Source organism: Reyranella sp., from assembly GCF_052439685.1.
GTDB lineage: Bacteria > Pseudomonadota > Alphaproteobacteria > Reyranellales > Reyranellaceae > Reyranella.
Genome location: NZ_JBQVQG010000024.1, coordinates 15092 through 36258 on the forward strand (window position 1 = coordinate 15092; position 21167 = coordinate 36258).

The 21167-nt window shown below is 66.4% G+C and carries 19 protein-coding genes; 11 read left to right on the plus strand and 8 right to left on the minus strand.

Annotation, left to right across the window (positions count from 1 at the left end):
- Positions 1 to 20 precede the first annotated feature (20 nt).
- Genes ACT6UX_RS23555 through ACT6UX_RS23580 form a run of 6 tightly spaced genes read right to left on the minus strand, consistent with a single transcriptional unit; the run spans position 21 to position 5180 of the window.
- A complete protein-coding gene (locus tag ACT6UX_RS23555; protein ID WP_444777592.1) occupies positions 21 to 860 on the minus strand; it encodes an NADPH-dependent oxidoreductase in 840 nt (279 codons plus the stop codon).
- A complete protein-coding gene (locus ACT6UX_RS23560) occupies positions 860 to 2104 on the minus strand; it encodes an MFS transporter (RefSeq protein ID WP_444777593.1) in 1245 nt (414 codons plus the stop codon). The genes ACT6UX_RS23555 and ACT6UX_RS23560 overlap by 1 nt, the downstream gene beginning before the upstream one ends.
- Positions 2088 to 2930 carry a fumarylacetoacetate hydrolase family protein gene (locus ACT6UX_RS23565; RefSeq protein WP_444777594.1) on the minus strand — a complete coding sequence of 281 codons (843 nt, stop codon included), beginning with the start codon at positions 2928 to 2930 and terminating at the stop codon, positions 2088 to 2090. Before ACT6UX_RS23565 ends, ACT6UX_RS23560 begins: the two co-directional genes overlap by 17 nt.
- Before the next feature lie 11 nt (positions 2931 to 2941).
- Entirely contained in the window at positions 2942 to 3688 is a 747-nt protein-coding gene (locus tag ACT6UX_RS23570) for an aspartate/glutamate racemase family protein (protein WP_444777595.1), read from the minus strand.
- 2 nt (positions 3689 to 3690) lie between these two features.
- A complete protein-coding gene (locus tag ACT6UX_RS23575; RefSeq protein WP_444777596.1) occupies positions 3691 to 4410 on the minus strand; it encodes a DNA-3-methyladenine glycosylase I in 720 nt (239 codons plus the stop codon).
- Positions 4411 to 4415: 5 nt separating this feature from the next.
- The gene (locus ACT6UX_RS23580) at positions 4416 to 5180 is read right to left on the minus strand and encodes an alpha/beta fold hydrolase (RefSeq protein WP_444777597.1); all 765 of its coding nucleotides are present in this window, start codon (positions 5178 to 5180) and stop codon (positions 4416 to 4418) included.
- Between the two features lie 88 nt (positions 5181 to 5268).
- Between ACT6UX_RS23580 and ACT6UX_RS23585 the strand changes: the two genes are divergently transcribed.
- A complete protein-coding gene (locus ACT6UX_RS23585; protein WP_444777598.1) occupies positions 5269 to 7524 on the plus strand; it encodes an arylsulfatase in 2256 nt (751 codons plus the stop codon).
- Complete coding sequence (locus ACT6UX_RS23590) at positions 7521 to 8741, plus strand: MFS transporter (RefSeq protein ID WP_444777599.1); 1221 nt, start codon at positions 7521 to 7523, stop codon at positions 8739 to 8741. The genes ACT6UX_RS23585 and ACT6UX_RS23590 overlap by 4 nt, the downstream gene beginning before the upstream one ends.
- A 220-nt stretch (positions 8742 to 8961) precedes the next feature.
- Here ACT6UX_RS23590 and ACT6UX_RS23595 read toward each other — a convergent pair whose 3' ends face one another.
- A complete protein-coding gene (locus ACT6UX_RS23595; protein ID WP_444777600.1) occupies positions 8962 to 10176 on the minus strand; it encodes a CaiB/BaiF CoA transferase family protein in 1215 nt (404 codons plus the stop codon).
- Between the two features lie 134 nt (positions 10177 to 10310).
- On the opposite strand from ACT6UX_RS23595, the gene ACT6UX_RS23600 reads away from it, so the two are divergent.
- From ACT6UX_RS23600 to ACT6UX_RS23615, 4 genes are read left to right on the plus strand one after another with little or no spacing between them, the layout of a single operon-like run.
- Complete coding sequence (locus ACT6UX_RS23600; RefSeq protein WP_444777601.1) at positions 10311 to 11762, plus strand: amidase; 1452 nt, start codon at positions 10311 to 10313, stop codon at positions 11760 to 11762.
- Between the two features lie 14 nt (positions 11763 to 11776).
- On the plus strand, positions 11777 to 12559 hold the full coding sequence (locus tag ACT6UX_RS23605; protein ID WP_444777602.1) for an SDR family NAD(P)-dependent oxidoreductase: 783 nt from the start codon (positions 11777 to 11779) through the stop codon (positions 12557 to 12559).
- A 28-nt stretch (positions 12560 to 12587) separates the two neighbouring features.
- Entirely contained in the window at positions 12588 to 13751 is a 1164-nt protein-coding gene (locus ACT6UX_RS23610; protein WP_444777603.1) for an LLM class flavin-dependent oxidoreductase, read from the plus strand.
- A gap of 48 nt (positions 13752 to 13799) precedes the next feature.
- A complete protein-coding gene (locus ACT6UX_RS23615; RefSeq protein ID WP_444777604.1) occupies positions 13800 to 14474 on the plus strand; it encodes an isochorismatase family protein in 675 nt (224 codons plus the stop codon).
- Between the two features lie 181 nt (positions 14475 to 14655).
- Here the strand turns inward: ACT6UX_RS23615 and hydA are convergent, their stop codons facing one another.
- Entirely contained in the window at positions 14656 to 16101 is a 1446-nt protein-coding gene (hydA, locus tag ACT6UX_RS23620; RefSeq protein ID WP_444777605.1) for a dihydropyrimidinase, read from the minus strand.
- 126 nt (positions 16102 to 16227) lie between these two features.
- On the opposite strand from hydA, the gene ACT6UX_RS23625 reads away from it, so the two are divergent.
- Genes ACT6UX_RS23625 through ACT6UX_RS23645 form a run of 5 tightly spaced genes read left to right on the plus strand, consistent with a single transcriptional unit; the run spans position 16228 to position 21165 of the window.
- Positions 16228 to 17235, plus strand: coding sequence for a BMP family lipoprotein (locus ACT6UX_RS23625; protein WP_444777606.1), 1008 nt, complete (start codon positions 16228 to 16230; stop codon positions 17233 to 17235).
- Complete coding sequence (locus tag ACT6UX_RS23630) at positions 17232 to 18758, plus strand: ABC transporter ATP-binding protein (RefSeq protein WP_444777650.1); 1527 nt, start codon at positions 17232 to 17234, stop codon at positions 18756 to 18758. Before ACT6UX_RS23625 ends, ACT6UX_RS23630 begins: the two co-directional genes overlap by 4 nt.
- Positions 18755 to 19852, plus strand: coding sequence for an ABC transporter permease (locus ACT6UX_RS23635; RefSeq protein ID WP_444777607.1), 1098 nt, complete (start codon positions 18755 to 18757; stop codon positions 19850 to 19852). Before ACT6UX_RS23630 ends, ACT6UX_RS23635 begins: the two co-directional genes overlap by 4 nt.
- Before the next feature lies 1 nt (position 19853).
- Positions 19854 to 20774, plus strand: coding sequence for an ABC transporter permease (locus tag ACT6UX_RS23640; RefSeq protein WP_444777608.1), 921 nt, complete (start codon positions 19854 to 19856; stop codon positions 20772 to 20774).
- 1 nt (position 20775) lies between these two features.
- A complete protein-coding gene (locus ACT6UX_RS23645; RefSeq protein ID WP_444777609.1) occupies positions 20776 to 21165 on the plus strand; it encodes a cytidine deaminase in 390 nt (129 codons plus the stop codon).
- The last annotated feature ends 2 nt before the right edge of the window (positions 21166 to 21167 follow it).

A 21167-nucleotide genomic window follows, 5' to 3' on the forward strand; every position in this document is an offset into this window, starting at 1 on the left:
GGCCGAGCGAAGCTCGGCTACTACCGCACCTCGAACCCCATCTTCGCCAGCGCGGCGCGCAGCGTTTCGCGGCCGTTCATCGCCTTGATCGGCCCCAGCCGGTTCAGGACCCGCTGGGTCCACGTCGCGGCCTGCAGTTCGTGTCGCGCCGAGAACTTGCTCATCTCGGCGTCATAGGCGGCGCGCAGCGCCTCTTCCTTGCTCGCGTCGTAGCGCTCGCTGTGGAGCACGACCGACTGCGGCAGGCGCGGCTTCACCTCGCCCTCGCCCTTTTCCGTGGCGTAGCCGACGCAGAGACCGAACACGACGACGGCCTGGGGCGGCAGGCCGAGCAGCTCGGCAACGCGGATCGGGTCGTTGCGCATGGCGCCGATATAGACGGTGCGCAGGCCCATCGACTCCGCCGCGACGACCGCGTTCTGCGCGGCCAGCGCGGCGTCGATCGAGGCGACCATGAAGGTCTCGAGCCAGGGCATCGTCTCGAACGGGGTCTTCGTCGCGTTCGAGATGCGCTGGTTGCGCGACATGTCGGCGATCCAGGCGATGAACAGCGGGCACTGCTCGATATGCTTCTGGCCGCCGGCGATCTCGGCCAGCACCTTCTTCTTGGCGGGGTCGGTGACGGCGAGCGCCGACCACCACTGCATGTTGGAGCTGGTGGCGGCCGACTGGGCGGCGGCGATCATGCTCTCCAGCGCGCCGGCCGGCACGGGATCGGGCTTGTAGCCGCGCACCGAGCGATGGTCGAGCATCGTGGCAATGGTCTCGTTCCACGGGCCTGCCGCGGGCAGGACATCGGCGCCGTAACGGCGGGCGAGGGCGTCGGTCTTGGCTGGCGTGGCGGGCGTCAGGGAATCCATCAGGCAATGCTCTCGGGTTTGCGGCGGGTGATCGCGGTGATCAGCGCCAGGAAAATGAAGCCGGTGACGATCATGAAGATGGCGCGCGGCTCGCCACGGTCCATCAGGGACCCGTAGAGCAGCGGGGCGACCATGCCGCCCAGGTTGAAGCCGGTGCTGACGAAGCCGAACACCTTGCCGAACGAGCCGGGCGGCGTGACGGCGCGCACCATCATATCGCGCGACGGCTGGATGATGCCGTTCAGCAGACCGCCCAGGGACATGACGCCGATCAGCACGGCGGCGGGCATGTTCACCCAGGCCATCAGGATCGCCATGGTCGAGGTGCAGGCGAAGCCGATGGCCGCCACGCGTTCATGGTGCGGCGTGCGGTCGGCGATGATGCCGCCCAGCAGCACGCCGCCGGCGCTGCACAGGAGGAAGGCCGATAGCGCGACGCTGGCGACCGAGAAGGGCGTGCCATGGATCTGCGCCATACCGACGACGGTGAAGGTCTGGATGCCGCCATTGGCCATGGCGAGGCAGAAGAAGAACAGGAGGTTGCGCAGGATCGGGGCGCTCAGCAGAAGGTCGAGTCCGACCTTCTGCTCGCCTTTCGCTGGCTGCTGGCCGGGCTTGTGCACGACGCGGGGCAGGATGCTGCCTGCCACGATCAGCACGAAGGCGGTCGCGATCGAAAGGCCCCCGACGAACAGGAAGGCGCCGCGCCAGCCCCACAGAGCCGCGCAGGCCAGCGCCAGCGCCGGCGTCACGCCCGAGCCGAGGTAGCCCGCGAAGGTGTGGATCGAGAAAGCCTTGCCGATGCGCTTGTGGTCGATGGTGGCCGACAGGATCGAATAGTCGGCCGGGTGATAGACCGTGTTGGCGAGGCCGAGGAAACCGTAGGCGATGACGAAGAACCAGTAGCCGGGCAGCAGCGCAGCCGCCGCCACGGCGACGCCGCCCAGGATCAGGCCGCCGGTCAGCATGGCACGCGGGCCGACCCGGTCGACCAGGAAGCCGGCCGGAGTCTGCAGCAGGGCCGACGCGGCGTTGAAGGCGGTGAGCGCGAAGCCGATCTCGACATAGCTGACGCCGAACGCCTCGCGGACCTCGCCGAACAGCGGCGGCAGCAGCATGATGTGCACGTGGCTCACGAAATGCGCCACGGCGATCAGCGCGATCACCTTGAATTCGCGGACCTTCTTCGCATCGGTGCCGGCGTCGCTGGCCGGCAGGTCGAATGAGTTACTCGTCGACGACATTGACGCCCAAAGTCCCTATGCCTGAGATTTCGACTTCCAGCTGGTCGCCGGCCTTCATCCAGAGCGGCGGCTTGCGGCCGGTGCCGACGCCATCAGGCGTGCCGGTCGCGATGATGTCGCCCGGCTCCAGGCAGGTCACGGTCGAGAGATATTCGATGATGGTCGCGACATCGAAGATCATGTGATCGGTCGTGTCGTGCTGCACCACGGTGCCGTTCAGCCGCGTCGTGAGCTCGAGCCGCTGCGGATCGGGGATCATATCCGCCGTGACCATCCATGGCCCGAGAGGCCCGGTGGCCGGGAAGTTCTTGCCGGCGAACACCGAATGCTTCTGAAAGTCGCGCACGCTGCCGTCGATGAAGCAGGTGTAGCCCGCGATCACCGACAGGGCGCGGGCGCGCGGCACGTGCCGGCAACGCTCGCCGATCACGATGGCGAGTTCGCCCTCATAGTCGAAATGGGTCGAGGCACGCGGCCGCACGATGTTGCCGCCGTGGCGCACCAGCGTGTCGTGCAGCCGCGAGAAGACGCTCGGAACGGTCGGCATCTGGCGTCCGACCTCGCCGACATGGCTCGCATAGTTGAGGCCGACGCAGAGGATCTTGCCCGGATCGGGAATGACGGGCAGCAGCTCGACGTCTTCGAACGCGAGATCGGCCGAGGCTTCCTTCGCCACGGAGCGGAGTTCGTCGAGCGCCTTGGCCGCGATGACGTCGCGCAAGCGGGACCAGCGTCCGTTCGTGCGTGCCGACAGATCGACGATGCCGCCGTCGACGGCCGCGCCGAATTTGTTCGCGCCCGCATGGCGAAAGCTGACAAACCGCATAGGGACGGACCCTAGGGTGATTGCAGCAGCTTCGAAAGACCCTTGGAGAGCTTGATGCTGTCGACGGCGCCCGGCTTCGCAAGTGCACCATGGGTGGCTTTCGCCAGCTTCTGCAGCGCGAGTCCCTCGGCCATCGAGATGGCGCAGGCCACGCCGTCGAGAAGAGGCGCATCGACCATCGGCTTCAGCTTGGCTGCAAGCCCGGCCAGGCCCGCGCCGCCCAGGATCACCACGTCGGCGCCGTCCTCTTTGACGCAAGCGCTGCAGCCTTTTGCCAGCAATTCCATGGCGGCCGTGGGGTTACGCGCGATGTCGGCACCGGTCGGCGCGACGGTGCGCACCGAGGCGAGGCGCGAGGAGACGCCGTGGTTGGCGACGAATTCTTCCAGCATCGACTTCCAGCGCTCGCCGCCGGTAACGATCGAGAAGCGGTTGCCCATGGCGCAGGCTTGCAGGATCGACGCATCAGCCATGCCCACGACCGGCACTGGACTGACCTCCTTGAGAGCCGCGAGGCCCGGATCGCCGAAGCAGGCCAGCACGACAGCATCCTTCGGTCCGCGATCGTTGGCATAGGCGTCGAGCGCCGCGTGGCTCGCAATGGCGTAGGCGGCGCGCGAGGCGATGTAGCGCGGGCCGAAGGAACCGGTGAGCGCCCGCAGGCGCGTGCCCTTGGAGGCAAATCCCTTTGCCGTCTTGAGCACGAGGTCGGTGATCGACTTCGTCGTGTTGGGATTGATCAGCAGGATGTTCGTCATGGTCACGTCCGCATGTTTTCCGCAAGGCGCGCGGCATCGTGGTTCTCGCCGATCGACATCGAACAGATGCGCGAGATGTGGGTGAGCGGCAGGCCACTTTCCCTGGCCCACTCATTGATCTGCGCCTGGGCGAGCTTGTGGTCTTTCTTGGAGGTGCCCTTCTCGCTGATCGGCACGCCGGCATCGCGCAGGCACATCATGAGGTCGCCGGTCAGGATGAAGGAATCACGTCCGAGGAAGCGCAGCAGGTACTGGCCGGAGAAGCCGCCGAGCCGGGAGCCACGCTTGGCGAAGACTTCGAGCAGGCCAATCTGGTCGTCGGCCGGCCAGGCGGCCAGGAACTTGCCGAAGCTGCCATGCTCCGCCGCGATGTCGGTGACGAACTTCGCATTGTCGCGCACCGACCGGATGCTGGTCGGGTTGCGCACGATGCGCGTGTCCTGCGTCAGCTTCTCCCAGAACTCGGCCGGCTGGAACAGCAGCCGCTTGGGATTGAAGCCGAGGAAGGCCTCCTCGAAGCCCGGCCACTTCTTGTCGATGACGCTCCACACGAAGCCCGCACAGAAGACGCGGCGTGCCATCTCGGCCAGCACGCGGTCGTCTGTCAGCTTCGCCAAAGCCTTGTTGTCACGCTTCTTCGGCAGGAGCGACGCCAGCGCCTTCTCGCCGCCCTTGCGCCTGGCGGCGCGCGCCTGGATCGACTTGAAGCGGACGCGTGCCACGGAAGCTACTCGAGCCAGCCGTCGAAGAAGTCGAACACCGTGGCCTTGAACATCGGATGACCGATACAGGAGAAGTGGTCACAGCCCGGCAGGGTCACCGCCTTGGCGCCGGGAATGGCGTCGGCCAATCCCTGCGGCGGGCCGGCGAGCTGGTCGCGGGCGCCGGCGACGACCAGGGTCGGGCGGCGGATCCCCATCAGCGAATCGCGCGTGAGCGGCAGGCGCGGTCCGCGTGAGCAGGCGGCCAGGGCGAGCCGGTCCTCCTTCTGCTCGTCGGCGAAGTGCCGGAAGCTCTTGAGCATCGGGTCGGCGATGTCGTCAGGGTTGGCGGCTTCCATGGCTTCTGCCATGGCGCCTTCCGCGCGCGGCGGATCGAACAAAGTGGCGCCGACACCGGCGACGACCAGATGGTCGATACGGCCGGGATCGAGAAGGGCCGCCGTCAGGGTGATATGCGAGCCCATCGAGAAGCCCAGGACATGTGCGCGCTCGACGCCGGCATGGTCCATCAATGCAAAAACATCGCGGGCCATGGTCTCGCGATCGTACTGGGCCGGATCGTGCGGCTTGGCACTCTCGCCGTGGCCGCGATTGTCGAGCGCGAAGCCGCGGAGCCCCTTGGCCGCGATGGCGTCGTACCAGCCCATGCGCTTCCAGTTTTCGGTGCGGTTGGCGGAAAAACCATGCACCAGCACGATAGCCTTGCGGCCATCGGCGGGACCGAATTCATCGTAGGCGAGGTCGAGCCCATCGGAGGTGAAGTGAGCCATGACTTTCCCTAACAAGCGCCATGAACTGCGACAAGGTTGATCGCGCTCCCCAAGTGTCGGACAAACGCGGCAACGAAAGAGGAAACGCATGACCGAACACGGCGGCAGGATCGGCAAGACGGTCCAGGACTCGCAGCCCCACTGGCCCGAAGGGCCCAAGCGGCCCCCTGGAATAAATAAGACCGGCGCCCCCAATATCCTGGTCATCCTGTTCGACGATGTCGGCTTCTCGGATCTGGGCTGTTACGGCTCGCCGATCGAAACGCCGGTCATCGACGCCATCGCCAAGCGCGGCCTGCGTTACACCGGCTTCCACACGACGGCGATGTGCTCGACCACGCGTGCAGCCCTCCTGACCGGCCGCAACCATCATTCGGTCGGCGTCGGTTGCCTCGCCAATTTCGATTCGGGCTATCCCGGCTACCGCGGCAAGATCAGTCGCGAGGCTGGTACCATCGCCGAGATGCTGCGCCCGCACGGCTATCGCAACTACATGCTGGGCAAGTGGCATGTGACGCCGCTCACCGAATCGGGCGCGACCGGCCCGTTCGACGGCTGGCCGCTGGGCCGCGGCTTCGACCGCTACTACGGCTTCATGGATGCCGAGACCGACCAGTTCGCGCCCGAGCTGGTGCGCGACAACACGCCGGTCGATCCGCCGGGCACCTTCGCCACCGGCTATCACCTGACATCGGACCTGGTCGATCAGGCGATCCGCTATCTCGCCGACCATACTGCCGACAATGCCGAGACGCCGTGGCTCACCTGGCTGGCCTTGGGCGCCTGCCATGCACCGCACCAGGCGCCGTTCAACCTCGTCTCCAAATATGACTCGGTGTTCGCCGGGGGCTGGGACACCGAGCGCGAGCGCCGCCTCGCGCGCCAGATCGAACTGGGCATCGTGCCGAAGGGCACGCCGCTGCCGCCGCGCAACGATTCCGTGCGGGCCTGGGCCGAGATCGCCGAGCCCGAGCGCCGCATGTTCACCCGGTTGCAGGCCGCCTATGCCGCCATGCTGGACCATGCCGACCAGCATATCGGCCGCCTGATGGCCTTCCTCGAAAGCGCCGGCCAGCTCGACGACACGCTGGTCATCCTCATGTCCGACAATGGCGCCAGCCAGGAGGGCGGCCCGTTCGGCATGATCAATGCCATGGGTCCCTACAATCTTCGTCGTGAATCGCTCGAGGAGAAGATCGCGCGCATCGACGATATCGGTGGGCCCGACACGCATTCGAATTTCCCGTGGGGCTGGGCGATGGCGGCCAACACGCCGCTGCGCCGCTACAAGCAGAACACGCACGGCGGCGGCATCCGCGATCCGCTGGTCATGGCCTGGGACAAGGGCATCGCTGCGCGCGGCGAGCTGCGTCACCAGTTCTGCCACGCCAGCGATCTCGTCCCGACCTTGCTCGACGTCGTCGGCATCAAGCCGCCCAAGGTCATCAATGGCGTGAAGCAGATGCCGCTCGAGGGCACCAGCTTCGCCAAGAGTCTCAAGAACGCGAAGGCCAAGTCCAAGGCCAAGCCGCAGTATTTCGAGATGTTCGGCCATCGCGGCCTGGTGCAGGACGGCTGGAAGGCCGTCTCCTACCATCCGCCGGGCGCCGACTTCGCCAACGACAAGTGGGAGCTCTACCACCTCGACCAGGACTTCAACGAGACCAACGATCTCGCCGAGACGGAGCCTGAGCGGCTGAAGGCGATGATCGAGGAATGGTGGCGCCAGGCCGAGGCGCACAAGGTGCTGCCGCTCGACGACCGCTTCGCGCCGCGCTTCGCCGACAATGCCAAGCGCTTCCACGGGCCGCGCAACCGCTTCGTCTTCCATGCCGGCATGGGCCATGTCCCGACCGACGTGGCGCCCGACGTGCGCAACCGCACCTATACGATCGAGGCCGACGTGCAGGTCGACGGGCCGATGACCGAAGGCGTTCTGATCGCCCATGGCGATATGACGACCGGCTACTCGCTCTACATGAAGGACGGCAAGCTCGCCTACGACATGAACATCGGCGGCGAGCATCATCTGATCGTCTCCGACCGGCCCGTGCCGCCAGGCAACCGAAAGCTGGCGGTGCGCATGCGCCGCAACCAGGGCCGAAATCTCGCGACGATCCTGATCGACGGCGAGCCGGCGGGCAGCTTCGACACCCAGAACGGCTTCGTGAGCTTCATCTCCTGGTCGGGCCTCGACATCGGCCGCGACCGCTCGAGCCCAGTGTCGCACTACGAGGCGCCGTTCGCCTTCACCGGCAAGCTGCGCAAGGTCACCGTGCTGATGGACGACGACCAGGTGCTCGACGCCGAAACGGCAGCCGCGGCGGCGCTGGCGCGCGAGTGAGCGTGGCCCCGCCGGGGAGGGGCGTCGACAGCGCCTATGCGTGGCGGCTGGCGCTGGTCTCGATGGCCTGCGTCGCGCTGGGCGGCGGCGGCATCTACCTGCCCATGGTCGGCCTCAAGGAGATGGCCGCCGACTTCGGCGACCAGCGCGCCGTGCCGTCCTTCGCCTATATGGTGGGCTTCTTCGGCATGGGCGTCGGCGGCGTCTTCATGGGCTGGCTGGCCGATCGCACCAGCCCGCGGGTGCCGCTGCTGATTGCCGGCATCTCGATCGCGCTGGGCGGATGGGTGGCTTCGCGCGGCGGCGAGTTCGCGCTCTACGCCGGCTACGCGATGCTGCTGGGCTTCTTCGGCAATGCCGGCACCTTCACGCCGGCGATGAACAACGTCCAGGGCTGGTTCGAGAAGCGCCGCAACATGGCGATCGCTCTCATCTCCATCGGGCCCGCGGTCGCAGGTTCGGTCTGGCCGCAGGTCTATCGCCTGCTGCTGCCGGAGATCGGCTGGCGCGACACGTTGCTGGTTTACGGCCTGTCGGCCGGCGCGCTGCTGCTGCTGGGCGCGCTCTACGTTCGGGCGGCGCCGACCCTTCGCGGCCCAGGCGGACGGCGGCGCGAGGAGAAGGTTCACCTGCCGCTGCCCTCCTCGATGATCATGCTGCTGCTGTCGGCGGCCGGTTTCTGCTGCTGCACCGCGATGGCGATTCCCTTCGTGCATATGGTCGCCTTCTGCGGCGACCTCGGTTATCCCGCGGCGCGCGGTACCGAGGCGGTGTCGCTGGTGCTGGTGTCGGCCATCGTCGCCACCTTCGTCATGGCGCGGCTGGCGCAGCGCATCGGACCGCTGCCGGTCAGCCTGCTTTGTTCGGTGATCCAGATCGGCTCGCTGGTCGGCTTCCTCCACGTGCGCGACATCAATGGCATCTACGCGCTGTCGCTGCTGCACGGCATCCCTTTCATCGCCATCGTGCAGGGCTATGCGCTGAACCTGCGCTACCTCTACGGCCCGACCATCGCCGGCTGGCGGCTGGGCGTTGTGATGCTGTTCGCGATGGCGGGTATGGCGGCCGGCGGCTGGCTGGGCGGCTTCATCTTCGACGCGACGCTCTCCTACACGTCGGCCTTCCAGTCGGCGCTCGCCTTCAACCTGCTCAACCTTATGCTGCTGGGCATCCTCTATACGGCGCAGCGCCGCCGGCCCATGGTGGGTCTCACCTGAAATTCTTGTCCTCTCCCGTCAGGCCAGGGCAATCGCATATGAAAGTTTCCATCGTCTCGACCGGAGCACCGAAGGTGCAAAGTGGAGAGACCTTTTTTTCACCATTAGCCGTCAAATGGAGGAAAGAAGGTCTCTCCACTCCGCTGCGCTCCGGTCGAGACGACGGGGAGTTGGGGCAAATGCGATAGCCCTATCCGTCACACGAGAGAGGAATAGAGATTCAGATGACCTTGCGGGCCTTGAGCGCTTCGATCTGCGCGGCCGAGAGTCCAAGCCCGCCGTAGACCTCGTCATTGTGCTGGCCCATCGCCGGGCCGGCGTGGCGCACGGCGCCCGGCGTTTCGGAGAAGCGCGGCACCACGCCCTGCATGCGCACCGAGCCCAGCTCCGTGTCGGGCACGCTGACGATCGCCTGGCGCGCCGCGAACTGCGGGTCGGCGAAGACGTCGGCGATGTCGTAGATGGGTGAGAAGCCAACTTCGTGTCGGGTAAACGTCTCGCGCAATTCGGCCAGGGTCAGTTTGCCGATGGCGCCGCCGACGATCTCGTCCAACTCCTGATAGTTCTTCACGCGTGCCGGATTGAGCGCGAATCGCGGATCTTCCAGCAGGTACTTCAGATCCAGCGCCGCGCAGAGCCGGACGAAGATGCTCTGTGTCGATGCCGCGATCGAGGCCCATTTGTCGTCGGCGGTGCGATAGACGTTGCCGGGCGCCGCGTACTGGCTGCGATTGCCCGAGCGTGTGCGCACGGCGCCCAGCTGGTCGTACTCGATCGCCAGGAATTCGAGCGTGCGCATCATCGCCTCGGTCGCCGAGCAGTCGATCTCCTGGCCGCGGCGCTCGGGATGCTGCGCGAGGTCGTGCAGCGCGGCCAGGATGCCCAGCGCCCCGAACAGGCCGGCGACGGCGTCGGAGATCGGATAGCCGAGATGCAGTGGCCTGCCCTCCTCTTCGCCGCAGATCTGCGTGAAGCCGCTCATCGCCTCGAAGATGCGCGCGAAGCCCGGCCGCTCTGCGTAAGGCCCGTCCTGGCCGAAGCCGGTGACGCGCAGGATGGTGAGGCGCGGGTTGAGGCCCTGCAGCCAGGCGCGCGTGATGCCCCAGCCGTCGAGTGTGCCCGGGCGGAAATTCTCGACCAGCACGTCGGCGTCGACGACCAGTTTTGCGAACAGGTCACGGCCCTCGGGCAGGCGAAGGTCAAGGGTGATGCCCTTCTTGTTGCGGTTGGTGACCTTCCACCACAGCGGCACGCCGTCCTTGTGCGGCGCCAGCGCGCGCAGCGAGTCGCCGACGCCCGGCATCTCGATCTTCACGATCTCGGCGCCGTAGTCGCCCAGCAGGCCAGCCGCAAAGGGACCGGCCACGACGGTCGAGATGTCGACGATGCGCAGACCTTTGAGGGGGCCGGCGGCTTCGGGTTGATCGGTTTTCATCGGGCATTTCCTCGTGGGCGAATATCGGGCCGGCGCGCATGCGGCGCGGTCGGGGCAGCTAAACCGGGTTTGCGGGCGATGGAAGGCAGACACGCGGCGGCGAAGGCTGGCACACTGTCGGTTGGAGGCATCACATGAGCAACGAACTTTGGCGTCTTACCGCAGTCGAGGCCGTTTCGCGTCTCAAGAAGAAGGAGATTTCGCCCCTCGACCTGGTGGACGCTTCGGCGGCGCGCATGGCCCAGGTCGAGCCTGCCGTGAACGCCATGCCGACGCTCTGCCTCGATCGCGCCCGCGACCACGCGAAGCGGATCATGGAAGGCAAGGCCAATGAGGCCGACGGTGAGGCGGGCTGGTTGGCCGGTCTCCCGGTCTCGATCAAGGACCTGACCGACGTGGCGGGCGTGCGCACCACCTACGGCTCGCCGATCTTCGCCGATCATGTCCCGGAGAAGTCCAATCCGCTGGTCGAGCGCATCGAGCGCAAGGGCGGCATCGTGATGGGCAAGTCGAACACGCCGGAATTCGGCGCCGGCGGCAGCACCTTCAACGAAGTCTTCGGCCGCACGCGCAATCCCTGGAACACTTCGCTCACCTGCGGCGGCTCCACCGGAGGCGGCTCGGTCTCGGTGGCGACGGGTGAGGTCTGGCTGGCGCACGGCTCCGACCATGGCGGGTCGCTGCGGCGGCCGGGCACCTATTGCTCGACGGTGGGACTCCGCCCGTCGGCGGGCCGGGTCACGCGCGGCACCTCGAACAATCTCTATTCGCCGCAGTCGGTGCAGGGGCCGATGGCGCGCAACGTCGCCGACCTGGCGCTGTTCCTCGACACGATGGCGGGCTTCTGTCCCCTGGACGCCATGACCTTCGACGCGCCAGGCGTGTCGTTCAGCGATGCGGTCGCCAATCCCGTTCTGCCGAAGCGCGTCGCCTTCACCATCGATTTCGGCGGCCGGTTCGAGGTCGACCGCGAGATCCGCGAGATCTGCACGAGGATGGCGCAACGCTTCGAGGAGCTGGGCTGCATCGTCGAGGAAGTCTCGCCGGACTTCGGACCGGTCGATGAGGTGTTCATGGCGTTCCGAAGCCAGCAATTCCTCGTCGATCGCGAGCTGCAGATTCAGCAGTATCGCGACAAGTTCAAGCCCGACATCATCTGGAACACCGAGCTCGGCCTCAAGCAGACCACGAGCCAGCTGGCCTGGGCGGAGCGCGAACGGGCGGCGCTGTACCGCCGGATGTTCGCCTTTTTCCAGACCTACGACCTGCTGGTGACGCCGGGCGCCCCGACGGCGGCTTTCGACGTCAACCTGCGGGCACCGGCCACCATCGCCGGCAAGACGCTCGAGAACTACATGTCGGGCTCGACCCTGAACTCGGCGATCACCGTGACCGGCAGCCCGGCGATCGCCGTGCCCTGCGGCTTCGACAGTTTCGGCCGGCCGGTGGGCCTGCAACTCGTCGGCAAGCCGCGCGGCGAGGCCGCACTCCTGCAGGCGGCGGCGCTCTACGAGAAATTGGTCGGATTCGATCGGCTGCTCCCCATCGACCCCAGGCCGGGAACCGTGCCACCATCCTCCCCATAAAAGGGGAGGAAACGATGCGGGTCGTCATTACCGGCGCGAGCCGGGGTATCGGTCGCGCGACCGCCTTGAAACTGGCCGCCGACGGCGCGGAAGCCATGACGCTTTGCGACGTGGCCTATCTCGACGAGCTCGAGGCGCTGGCCACCAACCTGCGCACCTCGGGCTGCACGGTGCGCACGCTAAAGGCCGACATGGCTAAGCCCGCGGACCCTGCCAAGGTGATCGCTGCGGCGGTCAAGGCGATGGGCGGCATCGATGCGCTGGTGGGCAATGCCGGCATCACCGCGCCTTCGAAACTGGTCGACCTCGATCTCGCGACCTGGAACCGCGTGTTCGACATCAATCTGCGCGCCAACTGGCTGCTCGCGAAGGCCGCTCATCCGCATCTCAAGCGTTCCAAGGGCGCCATCGTGATGCTGGCCTCGATGGCGGGCGTCGTGCCGCAGCTTCCGACTGGCGCCTACAGCCCGACCAAAGCGGCGCTGATCATGCTGACCGAGATGATGGCCCAGGAATGGGCGCCCGACGGCATCCGCGCCAACGCCGTCTGCCCGGGCTTCGTCCATACATCGATGACGGACGCGATCTACAGCAAGCCGGCGCTGGCGCGCGGCCGCGCCAGGATGGTGCCGTTGGGCCGGGTCGCCAAGCCGGGCGACATCGCCGATGCCATCGCCTTCCTGCTGGGACCGCAGGCCAGTTACATCACCGGCCAGTCGCTGCTGGTCGATGGCGGCCTCGTCCATTCGGTTCTCAACCATGTTCCGGGAGTCGCCGCGACACCGAAATCGAAGTGAAAAACAAGATGAAGTGAAAGGGAGTGAAATGAAGGCATCGCTCTTCTATCTGCCGAGCATTGCCAGCCGGGCAGAGATCGAGGCCGGGATGGCTGGCATGCGGCCCGACTTCTACCAGCGCATGTTGAAAGAGCTGTCCGAGCAGATCCGTCTGGCCGACGATCTTGGCTACGATTCGGTGAGCTTCACCGAGCATCATTTCCACATCGAAGGCTTCGAGCTTTCCAACAATCCGGTGCTGCTCGATCTGTACTTCGCGATGCAGACCAAGCGCATCCGCGTCGGGCAGTTGGGCATCGTGCTGCCGGCCTCCAACCCGATCCGTGTGGCCGAGGACATCGCCATGCTGGACCACATGACGGGAGGCCGTGCCAATGCAGGCTTCGCACGCGGCTACCAGCGGCGCTGGGTCGACATCATGGCGCAGCAGACGCACGGCATTCACGGCGCACTGCCCAACCAGCACGATGAGATCGACAATGCCAATCGCCTGGCCTTCGAAGAAAATTTCCGCATCGTCAAGAAATGCTGGACGGAGGAGATGCTCACCCACGACGGCAAGTTCTGGAAGATCCCGGCCGGACCGACGCCGTGGACTCTCGACACGACGGAGAAATGGGGCAAGGGCGTCGAGAACGGCATCCTGAAGTCGGTCGGCGTCGTGCCGAAGCCGCTGCAGAAGCCGCACCCGCCGCTTTTCCAGCCCTTCGCCAGCTCCGAGAACACCGTCCGCTTCTGTGCGCAGGAGAACGTGACGCCGATCCTGCCGCCGATGCATCCGTTTCACGAAGACAAGCTCTACAGCGTCTATGCCGAAGTGTCGGGCAAACCCAGGGGGCAGGGCACGGGCGTGCTGCGCGACGTCATCATCGCCGACACCGACGAGGAGGCGATGGCGCTGTGGCAGGATTCTGGCCAGTTCTCGGGCCGCGCCTGGTTCGAGCCCTTCGGCTTCCGCAAAGGCATGGCCGATCCCAAGACCGGCCGCTTTCCCACGCCGGAGGAGGTGATTGCCGAGGGCTATGCCTATGTCGGCACGGTCGACACAGTGCTGCGCGGCATGGAGGTCCAGCAGAAGCGGCAACCCGTCGATTGGGTCTTCTGTTACACGTACAACAGCCTGGTGCCGCATCCGGTCCTGATGAAATCGATCGAGACGTTCTGGACGAAGGTGATGCCGCGCTTCCGTTAGTCCCCGAGTCCCCTGGCGCCCGCAGGGGCTGCCATGGGAATGTCGGGCATGGAAACCTCGAGCAAAACGGCACGCCAACTCTTCGAGGCGCTGAAAGCCGATCCGCAGCGGCGCCGTTTCGGCTTCGGGCGCAAGCCTGCCCTTGTGAACGTGGACCTCCAGAACGCCTATACGAGGCCTTCCGAGTTCCCGACCGCCTATGAGACCGATCCACGACAGATCGAGCATGTGAACAGGCTGGCGCAGCTGCTGCGCTCTCGCGGCTGTCCCGTCGTCTGGACCTTCGTCGCCTACCTCGACTCGGGCGAGGATTGCGGCGTCTGGGGCACGCGTGCCGACATGTCGGAGGCGCTGCGGAGCATCACGGCCGACGATCGGCGGGCCCAACTGGACGAGCGCTGCGAAGTCGACCGCGACCATGACATCGTCATGAACAAGCGCATGGCCTCGGCCTTCTTCGAAACGAACCTGGGTTCGCTGTTCACCTTTCACCAGGTGGATACGGTGATCGTCACCGGCGGCTCCACATCAGGCTGCGTGCGTGCAACCGTGGTCGACGGTCTTTCACGCAGCTTCCGCATGATCGTTCCGGAGGAGTGTGTCTCCGACAAGCATGAGAGCCCGCACTTCGCCAACCTCTACGACATGATGGCCAAGTATGCCGATGTCCTGCCGGTGGCCGAAGTTATCGGGTTCCTGGAGGGATATGAGCCGCGGCCTTGAAGCCGGCTGCAGCCACCGAAGAACGCACAACCTAAAGCAACCCTGTCGTCTCGACCGAAGCCGAGCGCAGCGAGGCGGAGTGGAGAGACCTTGTCGCCACAATCTGCCGGTTTTTGGTGGAGGCAAGGTCTCTCCACTCCGCGCTGCGCGCTCCGGTCGAGACGACGGGGGTTCTGTATCTCTAATTGAAGATCGACGGATCGATCAGGGGTCGGCCGCGCGGGCGGGCGGCGTCGGGGCGGTCGCATTTCTGGAAGACGCCACGGCCGGCCGAGCCGCTCATCCGGCCTTCCTCCATCACCACCTCGCCGCGCGACAGGGTCATCACCGGATAGCCGGTGAGTTCGCGGCCTTCGTAGGGCGTGTAGTCGCAATTGTGATGGAGGATCGAGTTGGTGAGGCTGACCCGGCGCTCGGGATCCCACAGCACGATATCGGCATCCGAGCCCACCGCGATCGTGCCCTTGCGGGGATGAAGGCCATAGATCTTGGCGGCATTGGTCGAACTCAGCGCCACGAACTGCTGCAGGGTCAGGCGGCCCTTGTTGACACCCTCGGAGAAGAGCAGCGGCAGCCGCGTCTCGACGCCCGGAACGCCATTGGGAATCTTGCGGAAGCTCTGGGCGGCGCCCGGCAGCTTCTTGCCGCGCACGTCGTCGAACTTGAAGGCGGCATGGTCGGACGAGAGGATCTGGAAGGTATTGGCCGAGAGGCCCGTCCAGATGTGTTCCTGGTTGTCGGTGCCGCGCGGTGGCGGCGAGCAGACACACTTGGCGCCTTCCTCGCCCGGCTTCTCGAAATCTTCCTCGCTGAGGAACAGGTATTGCGGGCAGGTCTCGCCATAGACGCGCAGGCCGCGGGCCTGGGCGCGCTGGATCTCGTGCATCGCCTCCTTGGCCGAGACATGGACCAGCAGCATCGGCACGTCGAGCAGCTCCGCCAGCGAGATGGCGCGGTGCGTGGCTTCGCGCTCGACCACGAAGGGGCGCGAGGTCGCATGGAACTTGGCGGCCGTCATGCCCTTCAGCTGCAGCCGCTCGGTCAGCCAGGTGATGCAGTCGGAGTTTTCCGCATGGATCATGAGCATCGCCTGCTCGCGGCGCGCGGCGGCCAGCGCGTCGAGCATTTCGCGGTCGGTGAGTTTCACGTCGTCGTAGGTCATGTAGACCTTGAACGAAGTGTAGCCGTCGGCGACCAGGGCGGTGAAATCCTGGCCCATGATCTTCTCGCTGGCATCCGACAGGATGACGTGGAACGCGTAGTCGATCAGCGACTTGCCCTCGGCCCGGGCGTGATACTTGTTGACCGCATCGCGCAGGGGCTGGCCCTTGTTCTGGTAGGCGAAGGGAATGATGGTCGTGGTTCCGCCTGCCGCGGCGGCGCGGCTGCCGCTTTCGAAATCGTCGCAGAACACCGAGCCGTCGGCCGTGTCCTGGTCGAAATGGACATGCGCGTCGATCCCGCCGGGCACTGCGATCAGGCCGGTGGCATCGATCTCGCGCCGGCCTTTGTCGAGCCGTTCGCCCAGCGCCACCACGCGCCCGCCGACAATGCCGATATCGCCCTTCACCACGTCGGAGGCTGTGGCAATCGTCGTGTTGCGGATGACGAGATCGTACTCGGCCATGAGTCCTCCCGGGGCGGCTTTGCGCTGTAGTATAGCAAGTCCCGTGCCCGTCTCCGGGGGCGGCGTCTGTGCCTAGACCGGGCGCGCGGCCCGGTCCAAACTCTCGCCAACAATATGGGAATGGCAATGAAACGCTGGGTTGGCTCCCTGATCTCCGTGCTGGCTGCCGTCGGTTTCGGCGCGCTCGCACATGCACAGACCGTGGCCATCAAGCCGGCCGTGGTCTTCAGCACCGGCGGCAAGTTCGACAAATCCTTCAACGAGGGTGTCTGGCAGGGCGCCGAGCGCTTCAAGAAGGAAACGAACATCGCTGTCTCGGAGTTCGAGCCCAGCAACGAGACCCAGTTCGAGCAGGCGCTGCGGCGCTTTGCCCAAAGGGGGCAAGACCCGATCATTGCCGTCGGCTTCGCGCAGGCCGTCGCCCTCGAGAAGGTTGCCCGGGAATTTCCCAATATCCACTTCACCGTCATCGACAGCGTGGTGGACCTGCCCAACGTCCAATCGGTCGTGTTCAAGGAGCAGGAAGGCTCCTTCCTCGTGGGCGTGCTGGCAGCAATGGCCTCAAAGACCGGCAAGATCGGCTTCGTGGGTGGCATGGACATCCCGCTGGTGCGCCGTTTCCAGTGCGGCTTCGAGCAGGGCATCAAGTATGTCAGCCCCAATGCCGAGCTGATCACCAACATGACCGGCACGACGCCCGCCGCCTGGAACGATCCGGGCCGCGGCGCCGAGCTGGCCAAGGGCCAGTTCGATCGCGGCGTCGACGTCGTCTATGCCGCCGCCGGCAGCACCGGCCTCGGCATCCTCCAGGCGGCGAAGGACCGCGGCAAGCTCGGCATCGGCGTCGACTCCAACCAGAACCATCTGCATCCCGGCAATATGCTGACCTCGATGCTGAAGCGCGTCGATCTCGCGGCCTATGACAGCTTCAAGGCGGCCCGGAACAAGGACTGGAAGGGCGGCGTCCAGGTCCTGGGACTCAAGGAAGGTGGCGTCGACTGGGCGCTCGACAAGGACAACGAGAAGCTCATCACGCCGCAGATGAAGGCCGCGGTCGAGGCCGCCAAGGCCGGCATCATCTCGGGCCAGATCGTCGTCCACGACTATATGAGCAACAATTCGTGCAAGAGCTGACGGCCGACGCGGCGATCGAGCTTCGGCTTATCGACAAGTCGTTCGGCAGCGTGCACGCGGTGCGTGGCGCATCGCTGCGGATCTCACGCGGCAGCATCACCGGCATCGTCGGCGAGAACGGCGCCGGCAAGTCGACCCTGATGAGTATTCTCTACGGGCTCCATCGAGCGGATGCCGGCGAGATCCTGGTCGACGGACGGCCGGTCGAGATGGCGAGCCCGCGTGATGCCATCGGCCACGGTATCGGCATGGTCCACCAGCACTTCATGCTGGTCGACAGCTTCACCGTGCTGGAGAACCTGATTCTGGGCGCCGAGGGTGGGGCGCTGCTGGCCGACGGACTGGCCGCCGCGCGGGCCGAGCTGGCGCGGCTCGCCAGCGAATACGGGTTGGCCGTCGATCCCGACGCGCGCATCGCCGACCTGTCAGTGGGTGAACAGCAGCGGGTCGAGATCCTCAAAGTGCTGCTGCGCGGCGCGCGGATCCTCATCCTGGACGAACCCAGTGCCGTGCTCACGCCGCAGGAGACCGACCGGTTGCTGCAGATCCTGCGGCGGCTGCGCGATCGCGGCGTCACGATCGTGCTGATCACCCACAAGCTGCGCGAGATCATGGCCGTCACGGACAAGGTGATCGTCATGCGTCGTGGCGAAGTAGTGGCGGAGCGGCGCACCGTGGAGACGCACGCCGGGGAACTCGCCGAGCTGATGGTCGGCCGCCAGGTGCGCTTCGATCTCGACAAGGCGCCGGCCCGGAAAGGCGAGACGCGACTGGCCGCGCGGCACCTGTCGCTGGTCGATCGTCACGGCGTCCGTCTGCTCGACGACATCTCGCTCGAGGTGAGGGCGGGCGAGATCGTGGGTATCGCCGGCGTTTCCGGCAACGGCCAGACCGAATTGCTGCAAGTCCTCTCCGGCATCCGGCCGCCGACGGCCGGCGGGATGGAGGTCTGCGGACGCAAGGTGGATGCCGCCCATCCCGTCGACCCGGCCGAGATGCGCGCGCTGGGCGTCGCCCACGTGCCGGAAGACCGGCTGCGGCAGGGGCTGGTGCCGGCCTTCCTCGCCTCGGAAACCTCGATCCTCGGCTATCAGGATCGCGAGCCGTTCTGCCACAACTACCTGATGGACGGTCCGGCCGTCGGCAAATACTGCGCCGACCTCATGGAGCGCTTCGACGTGCGGCCGCGCACGCCGGGTCTGCGCTCGTCGAATTTCTCCGGCGGCAACCAGCAGAAGCTGATCCTGGCGCGCGAGATGGCGCGCAACCCGAAGGTGCTGCTGGTCGGGCAGCCGACCCGCGGGGTCGACATCGGTGCCATCGAGTTCATCCGTCGCGAGCTGGTCAGAAGTCGCGATGCGGGCTGCGCGGTGCTGGTCGTATCGGTCGAGCTGGAAGAAATCCTGTCACTGGCCGACCGCATCCTGGTGATGTTCGGTGGGCGCATCGTGGGCGAGGTCGCCGCGGGCGAGGCCGACGAGCGCAGCCTGGGCCTGATGATGGCGGGTGCGCAGGCGGCATGAGCACGGCGCGCCGTCCTCTGCCCGGCTGGGTCGAGATCGGCCTGATGCCGCTCGCCAACATCGCGCTGGCGTTCCTCGTGGTCGGTCTCATCGTGGAGGTCATCGGCGTCGATCCCTTCCATGCGCTGAAGCTCCTGGTCCTGGGCGCCGTGGGGTCGTCGGAATCGATCGGCTACACGCTCTACTACGCGACCAACTTCATTTTCACGGGGCTTGCCGTCGCGGTGGCCTTCCATGCCGGCCTGTTCAACATCGGCGGCGAGGGGCAGGCCTATATCGGCGGGCTGGGCTGCGGCCTCGCCGTGCTGACGCTCGACCGCTATCTGCCGGGCCTGCTGATGATCCCGCTCGCCATCCTTGCCTCGGCGGCCTTCGGCGCGGCCTGGGCTGCGATTCCCGCCTGGATGCAGGCGTGGCGCGGCAGCCACATCGTCATCACCACCATCATGTTCAACTTCGTGGCCTCCGCCCTGATGGTCTACCTGATGGTGAACGTGCTGATCGCGCCGGGCTCGATGACGCCGCAGAGCCGCGGCTTCGCCGCCTCCGCCACGGTACCGTCGATGCAGGCCGCGCTGCAGTGGATCGGCATTGCGGTAGCGCCGTCGGCGCTCAACCTGTCGCTGCTGCTGGCGCTCCTGGCCTGCGTTGGCGTCTGGATTTTCCTATGGCACACGCCCTGGGGCTACGGGCTGCGCACCATGGGCCAGAATCCGGAAGCGGCTCTCTATGCCGGTACCAACCTGAAGCGCACGACCATGCTGGCGATGTGCCTGTCCGGCGCGCTGGCCGGCGGCGTCGCGGTCAACGAGCTGCTGGGGGTGCATCACCGGCTCGTGCTCGACTTTGCCGCGGGCTACGGCTTCACCGGCATCGCGGTCGCGCTGATGGGCCGCGGCCATCCCCTCGGCATCGTGCTGGCCGCGCTGCTGTTCGGCGCACTGCAGCAGGGGGGAGCCGAATTGAATTTCGAGATTCCCACGATCACGCGCGAGATGGTGGTGGTGATCCAGGGGCTGGTGATCCTGTTTTCGGGCGCGCTCGTCCATCTGCCGAGGCCGTGGCTGCAGGCGCTGTTCGCGCGAAAAGGCTGAGATGGAGGAAACGCTCACCCTCGTCGTCGCGACGCTCGCTGCCACCCTGAGGGTTGCGACGCCGCTGGTGCTCTGCGCCATGGGCGGGCTGTTCTCCGAGAAGAGCGGCATCATCGACGTCGGGCTCGAAGGCAAGATGCTGATGGCGGCGTTCTTCGCGGCGGCCACTGCGTCGCTCACCGGTTCCGCCTGGGCGGGCGTCGGCGCCGCGATCCTGGCCGCCGAGGTTTTGGCCCTGCTGCACGGTTTCGCCTGCATCACCCATCGCGGCAACCAGGTGGTGAGCGGCATCGCGATCAACATCCTGGCTATGGGCCTCACCGTGGTCCTCGGCGCGGCCTGGTTCGGGCGCGGCGGTCAGACGCCGCCGCTCGCCGCGACGGAAAGGCTCAACCCGATTTTCTTCCCCATCGCCGGCGACAATGTCCTGGTCTATGTCGGCCTTCTCTCGGTCCCCTTCGCCTGGTGGGTGATCGAGCGCACGCGCTTCGGCCTGCGGCTGCGCGCCGTGGGCGAGGTGCCGCTGGCGGTCGACGCCGCCGGCATTTCCGTGTCGTGGCTGCGTTACCGCGCGGTGCTGATCTGCGGTCTGTTCGCGGGCCTGGCGGGCGCCTACCTCTCGATCGCGCAGAATGCCGGGTTCAGTCGCGACATGACGGCGGGCCAGGGCTTCATCGCCCTGGCCGCCATCATCTTCGGACGCTGGCGGCCGGTGCCGGCCTTCGGCGCCTGCCTTGCCTTCGGCCTGCTCGACGCCATCGCCATCCGGCTGCAGGGCGTGAAGCTGCCCGGCATCGGCGAAGTCCCGGTGCAACTGATCCAGGCTTTGCCCTATCTTCTGACTCTATTCCTGTTGGCTGGTTTCATCGGCCGCACCGTCGCGCCGAAGGCCGCCGGGGTGCCGTACGAGAAGGAGCATTGAGATGAACGACCTTCTCCACCTGGCGCAGCGCATGATGCTGCGCGCCCATGCGCCCTATTCGAAGTTCCATGTCGGCGCCGCGCTGCGTGCCGAGGACGGCTCGATCCATGGCGGCTGCAACGTCGAGAACGCGGCCTATCCGCAGGGGCTTTGTGCGGAGGCAGGCGCCATCGCGGCCCTGGTCGCGGCGGGCCACAAGCGCATCCTCGAATGCGTCGTGGTCGGGCCCGGCCCGGAAGTCATCACGCCCTGTGGCGGCTGCCGGCAGAAGCTGCGCGAGTTCGCGGGCGACGAGGTATCGGTGCATCTCTGCGGTCCCGACGGGCTGCATCGCACGGTGACGCTGGGGCAGCTCCTGCCGATGTCCTTTGGTCCGCAGCACTTCGCGTGACC

Excerpts from the sequence above, each read along its gene's own strand:
- ACT6UX_RS23555 (WP_444777592.1), bottom strand. The coding sequence starts at position 860 with ATGGATTCCCTGACGCCCGCCACGCCAGCCAAGACCGACGCCCTCGCC.
- ACT6UX_RS23560 (WP_444777593.1), bottom strand. The coding sequence starts at position 2,104 with ATGTCGTCGACGAGTAACTCATTCGACCTGCCGGCCAGCGACGCCGGC.
- ACT6UX_RS23565 (WP_444777594.1), bottom strand. The coding sequence starts at position 2,930 with ATGCGGTTTGTCAGCTTTCGCCATGCGGGCGCGAACAAATTCGGCGCG.
- ACT6UX_RS23570 (WP_444777595.1), bottom strand. The coding sequence starts at position 3,688 with ATGACGAACATCCTGCTGATCAATCCCAACACGACGAAGTCGATCACC.
- ACT6UX_RS23580 (WP_444777597.1), bottom strand. The coding sequence starts at position 5,180 with ATGGCTCACTTCACCTCCGATGGGCTCGACCTCGCCTACGATGAATTC.
- ACT6UX_RS23585 (WP_444777598.1), top strand. The coding sequence starts at position 5,269 with ATGACCGAACACGGCGGCAGGATCGGCAAGACGGTCCAGGACTCGCAG.
- ACT6UX_RS23595 (WP_444777600.1), bottom strand. The coding sequence starts at position 10,176 with ATGAAAACCGATCAACCCGAAGCCGCCGGCCCCCTCAAAGGTCTGCGC.
- ACT6UX_RS23600 (WP_444777601.1), top strand. The coding sequence starts at position 10,311 with ATGAGCAACGAACTTTGGCGTCTTACCGCAGTCGAGGCCGTTTCGCGT.
- ACT6UX_RS23605 (WP_444777602.1), top strand. The coding sequence starts at position 11,777 with ATGCGGGTCGTCATTACCGGCGCGAGCCGGGGTATCGGTCGCGCGACC.
- ACT6UX_RS23610 (WP_444777603.1), top strand. The coding sequence starts at position 12,588 with ATGAAGGCATCGCTCTTCTATCTGCCGAGCATTGCCAGCCGGGCAGAG.
- ACT6UX_RS23615 (WP_444777604.1), top strand. The coding sequence starts at position 13,800 with ATGGAAACCTCGAGCAAAACGGCACGCCAACTCTTCGAGGCGCTGAAA.
- hydA (WP_444777605.1), bottom strand. The coding sequence starts at position 16,101 with ATGGCCGAGTACGATCTCGTCATCCGCAACACGACGATTGCCACAGCC.
- ACT6UX_RS23625 (WP_444777606.1), top strand. The coding sequence starts at position 16,228 with ATGAAACGCTGGGTTGGCTCCCTGATCTCCGTGCTGGCTGCCGTCGGT.
- ACT6UX_RS23635 (WP_444777607.1), top strand. The coding sequence starts at position 18,755 with ATGAGCACGGCGCGCCGTCCTCTGCCCGGCTGGGTCGAGATCGGCCTG.
- ACT6UX_RS23640 (WP_444777608.1), top strand. The coding sequence starts at position 19,854 with ATGGAGGAAACGCTCACCCTCGTCGTCGCGACGCTCGCTGCCACCCTG.
- ACT6UX_RS23645 (WP_444777609.1), top strand. The coding sequence starts at position 20,776 with ATGAACGACCTTCTCCACCTGGCGCAGCGCATGATGCTGCGCGCCCAT.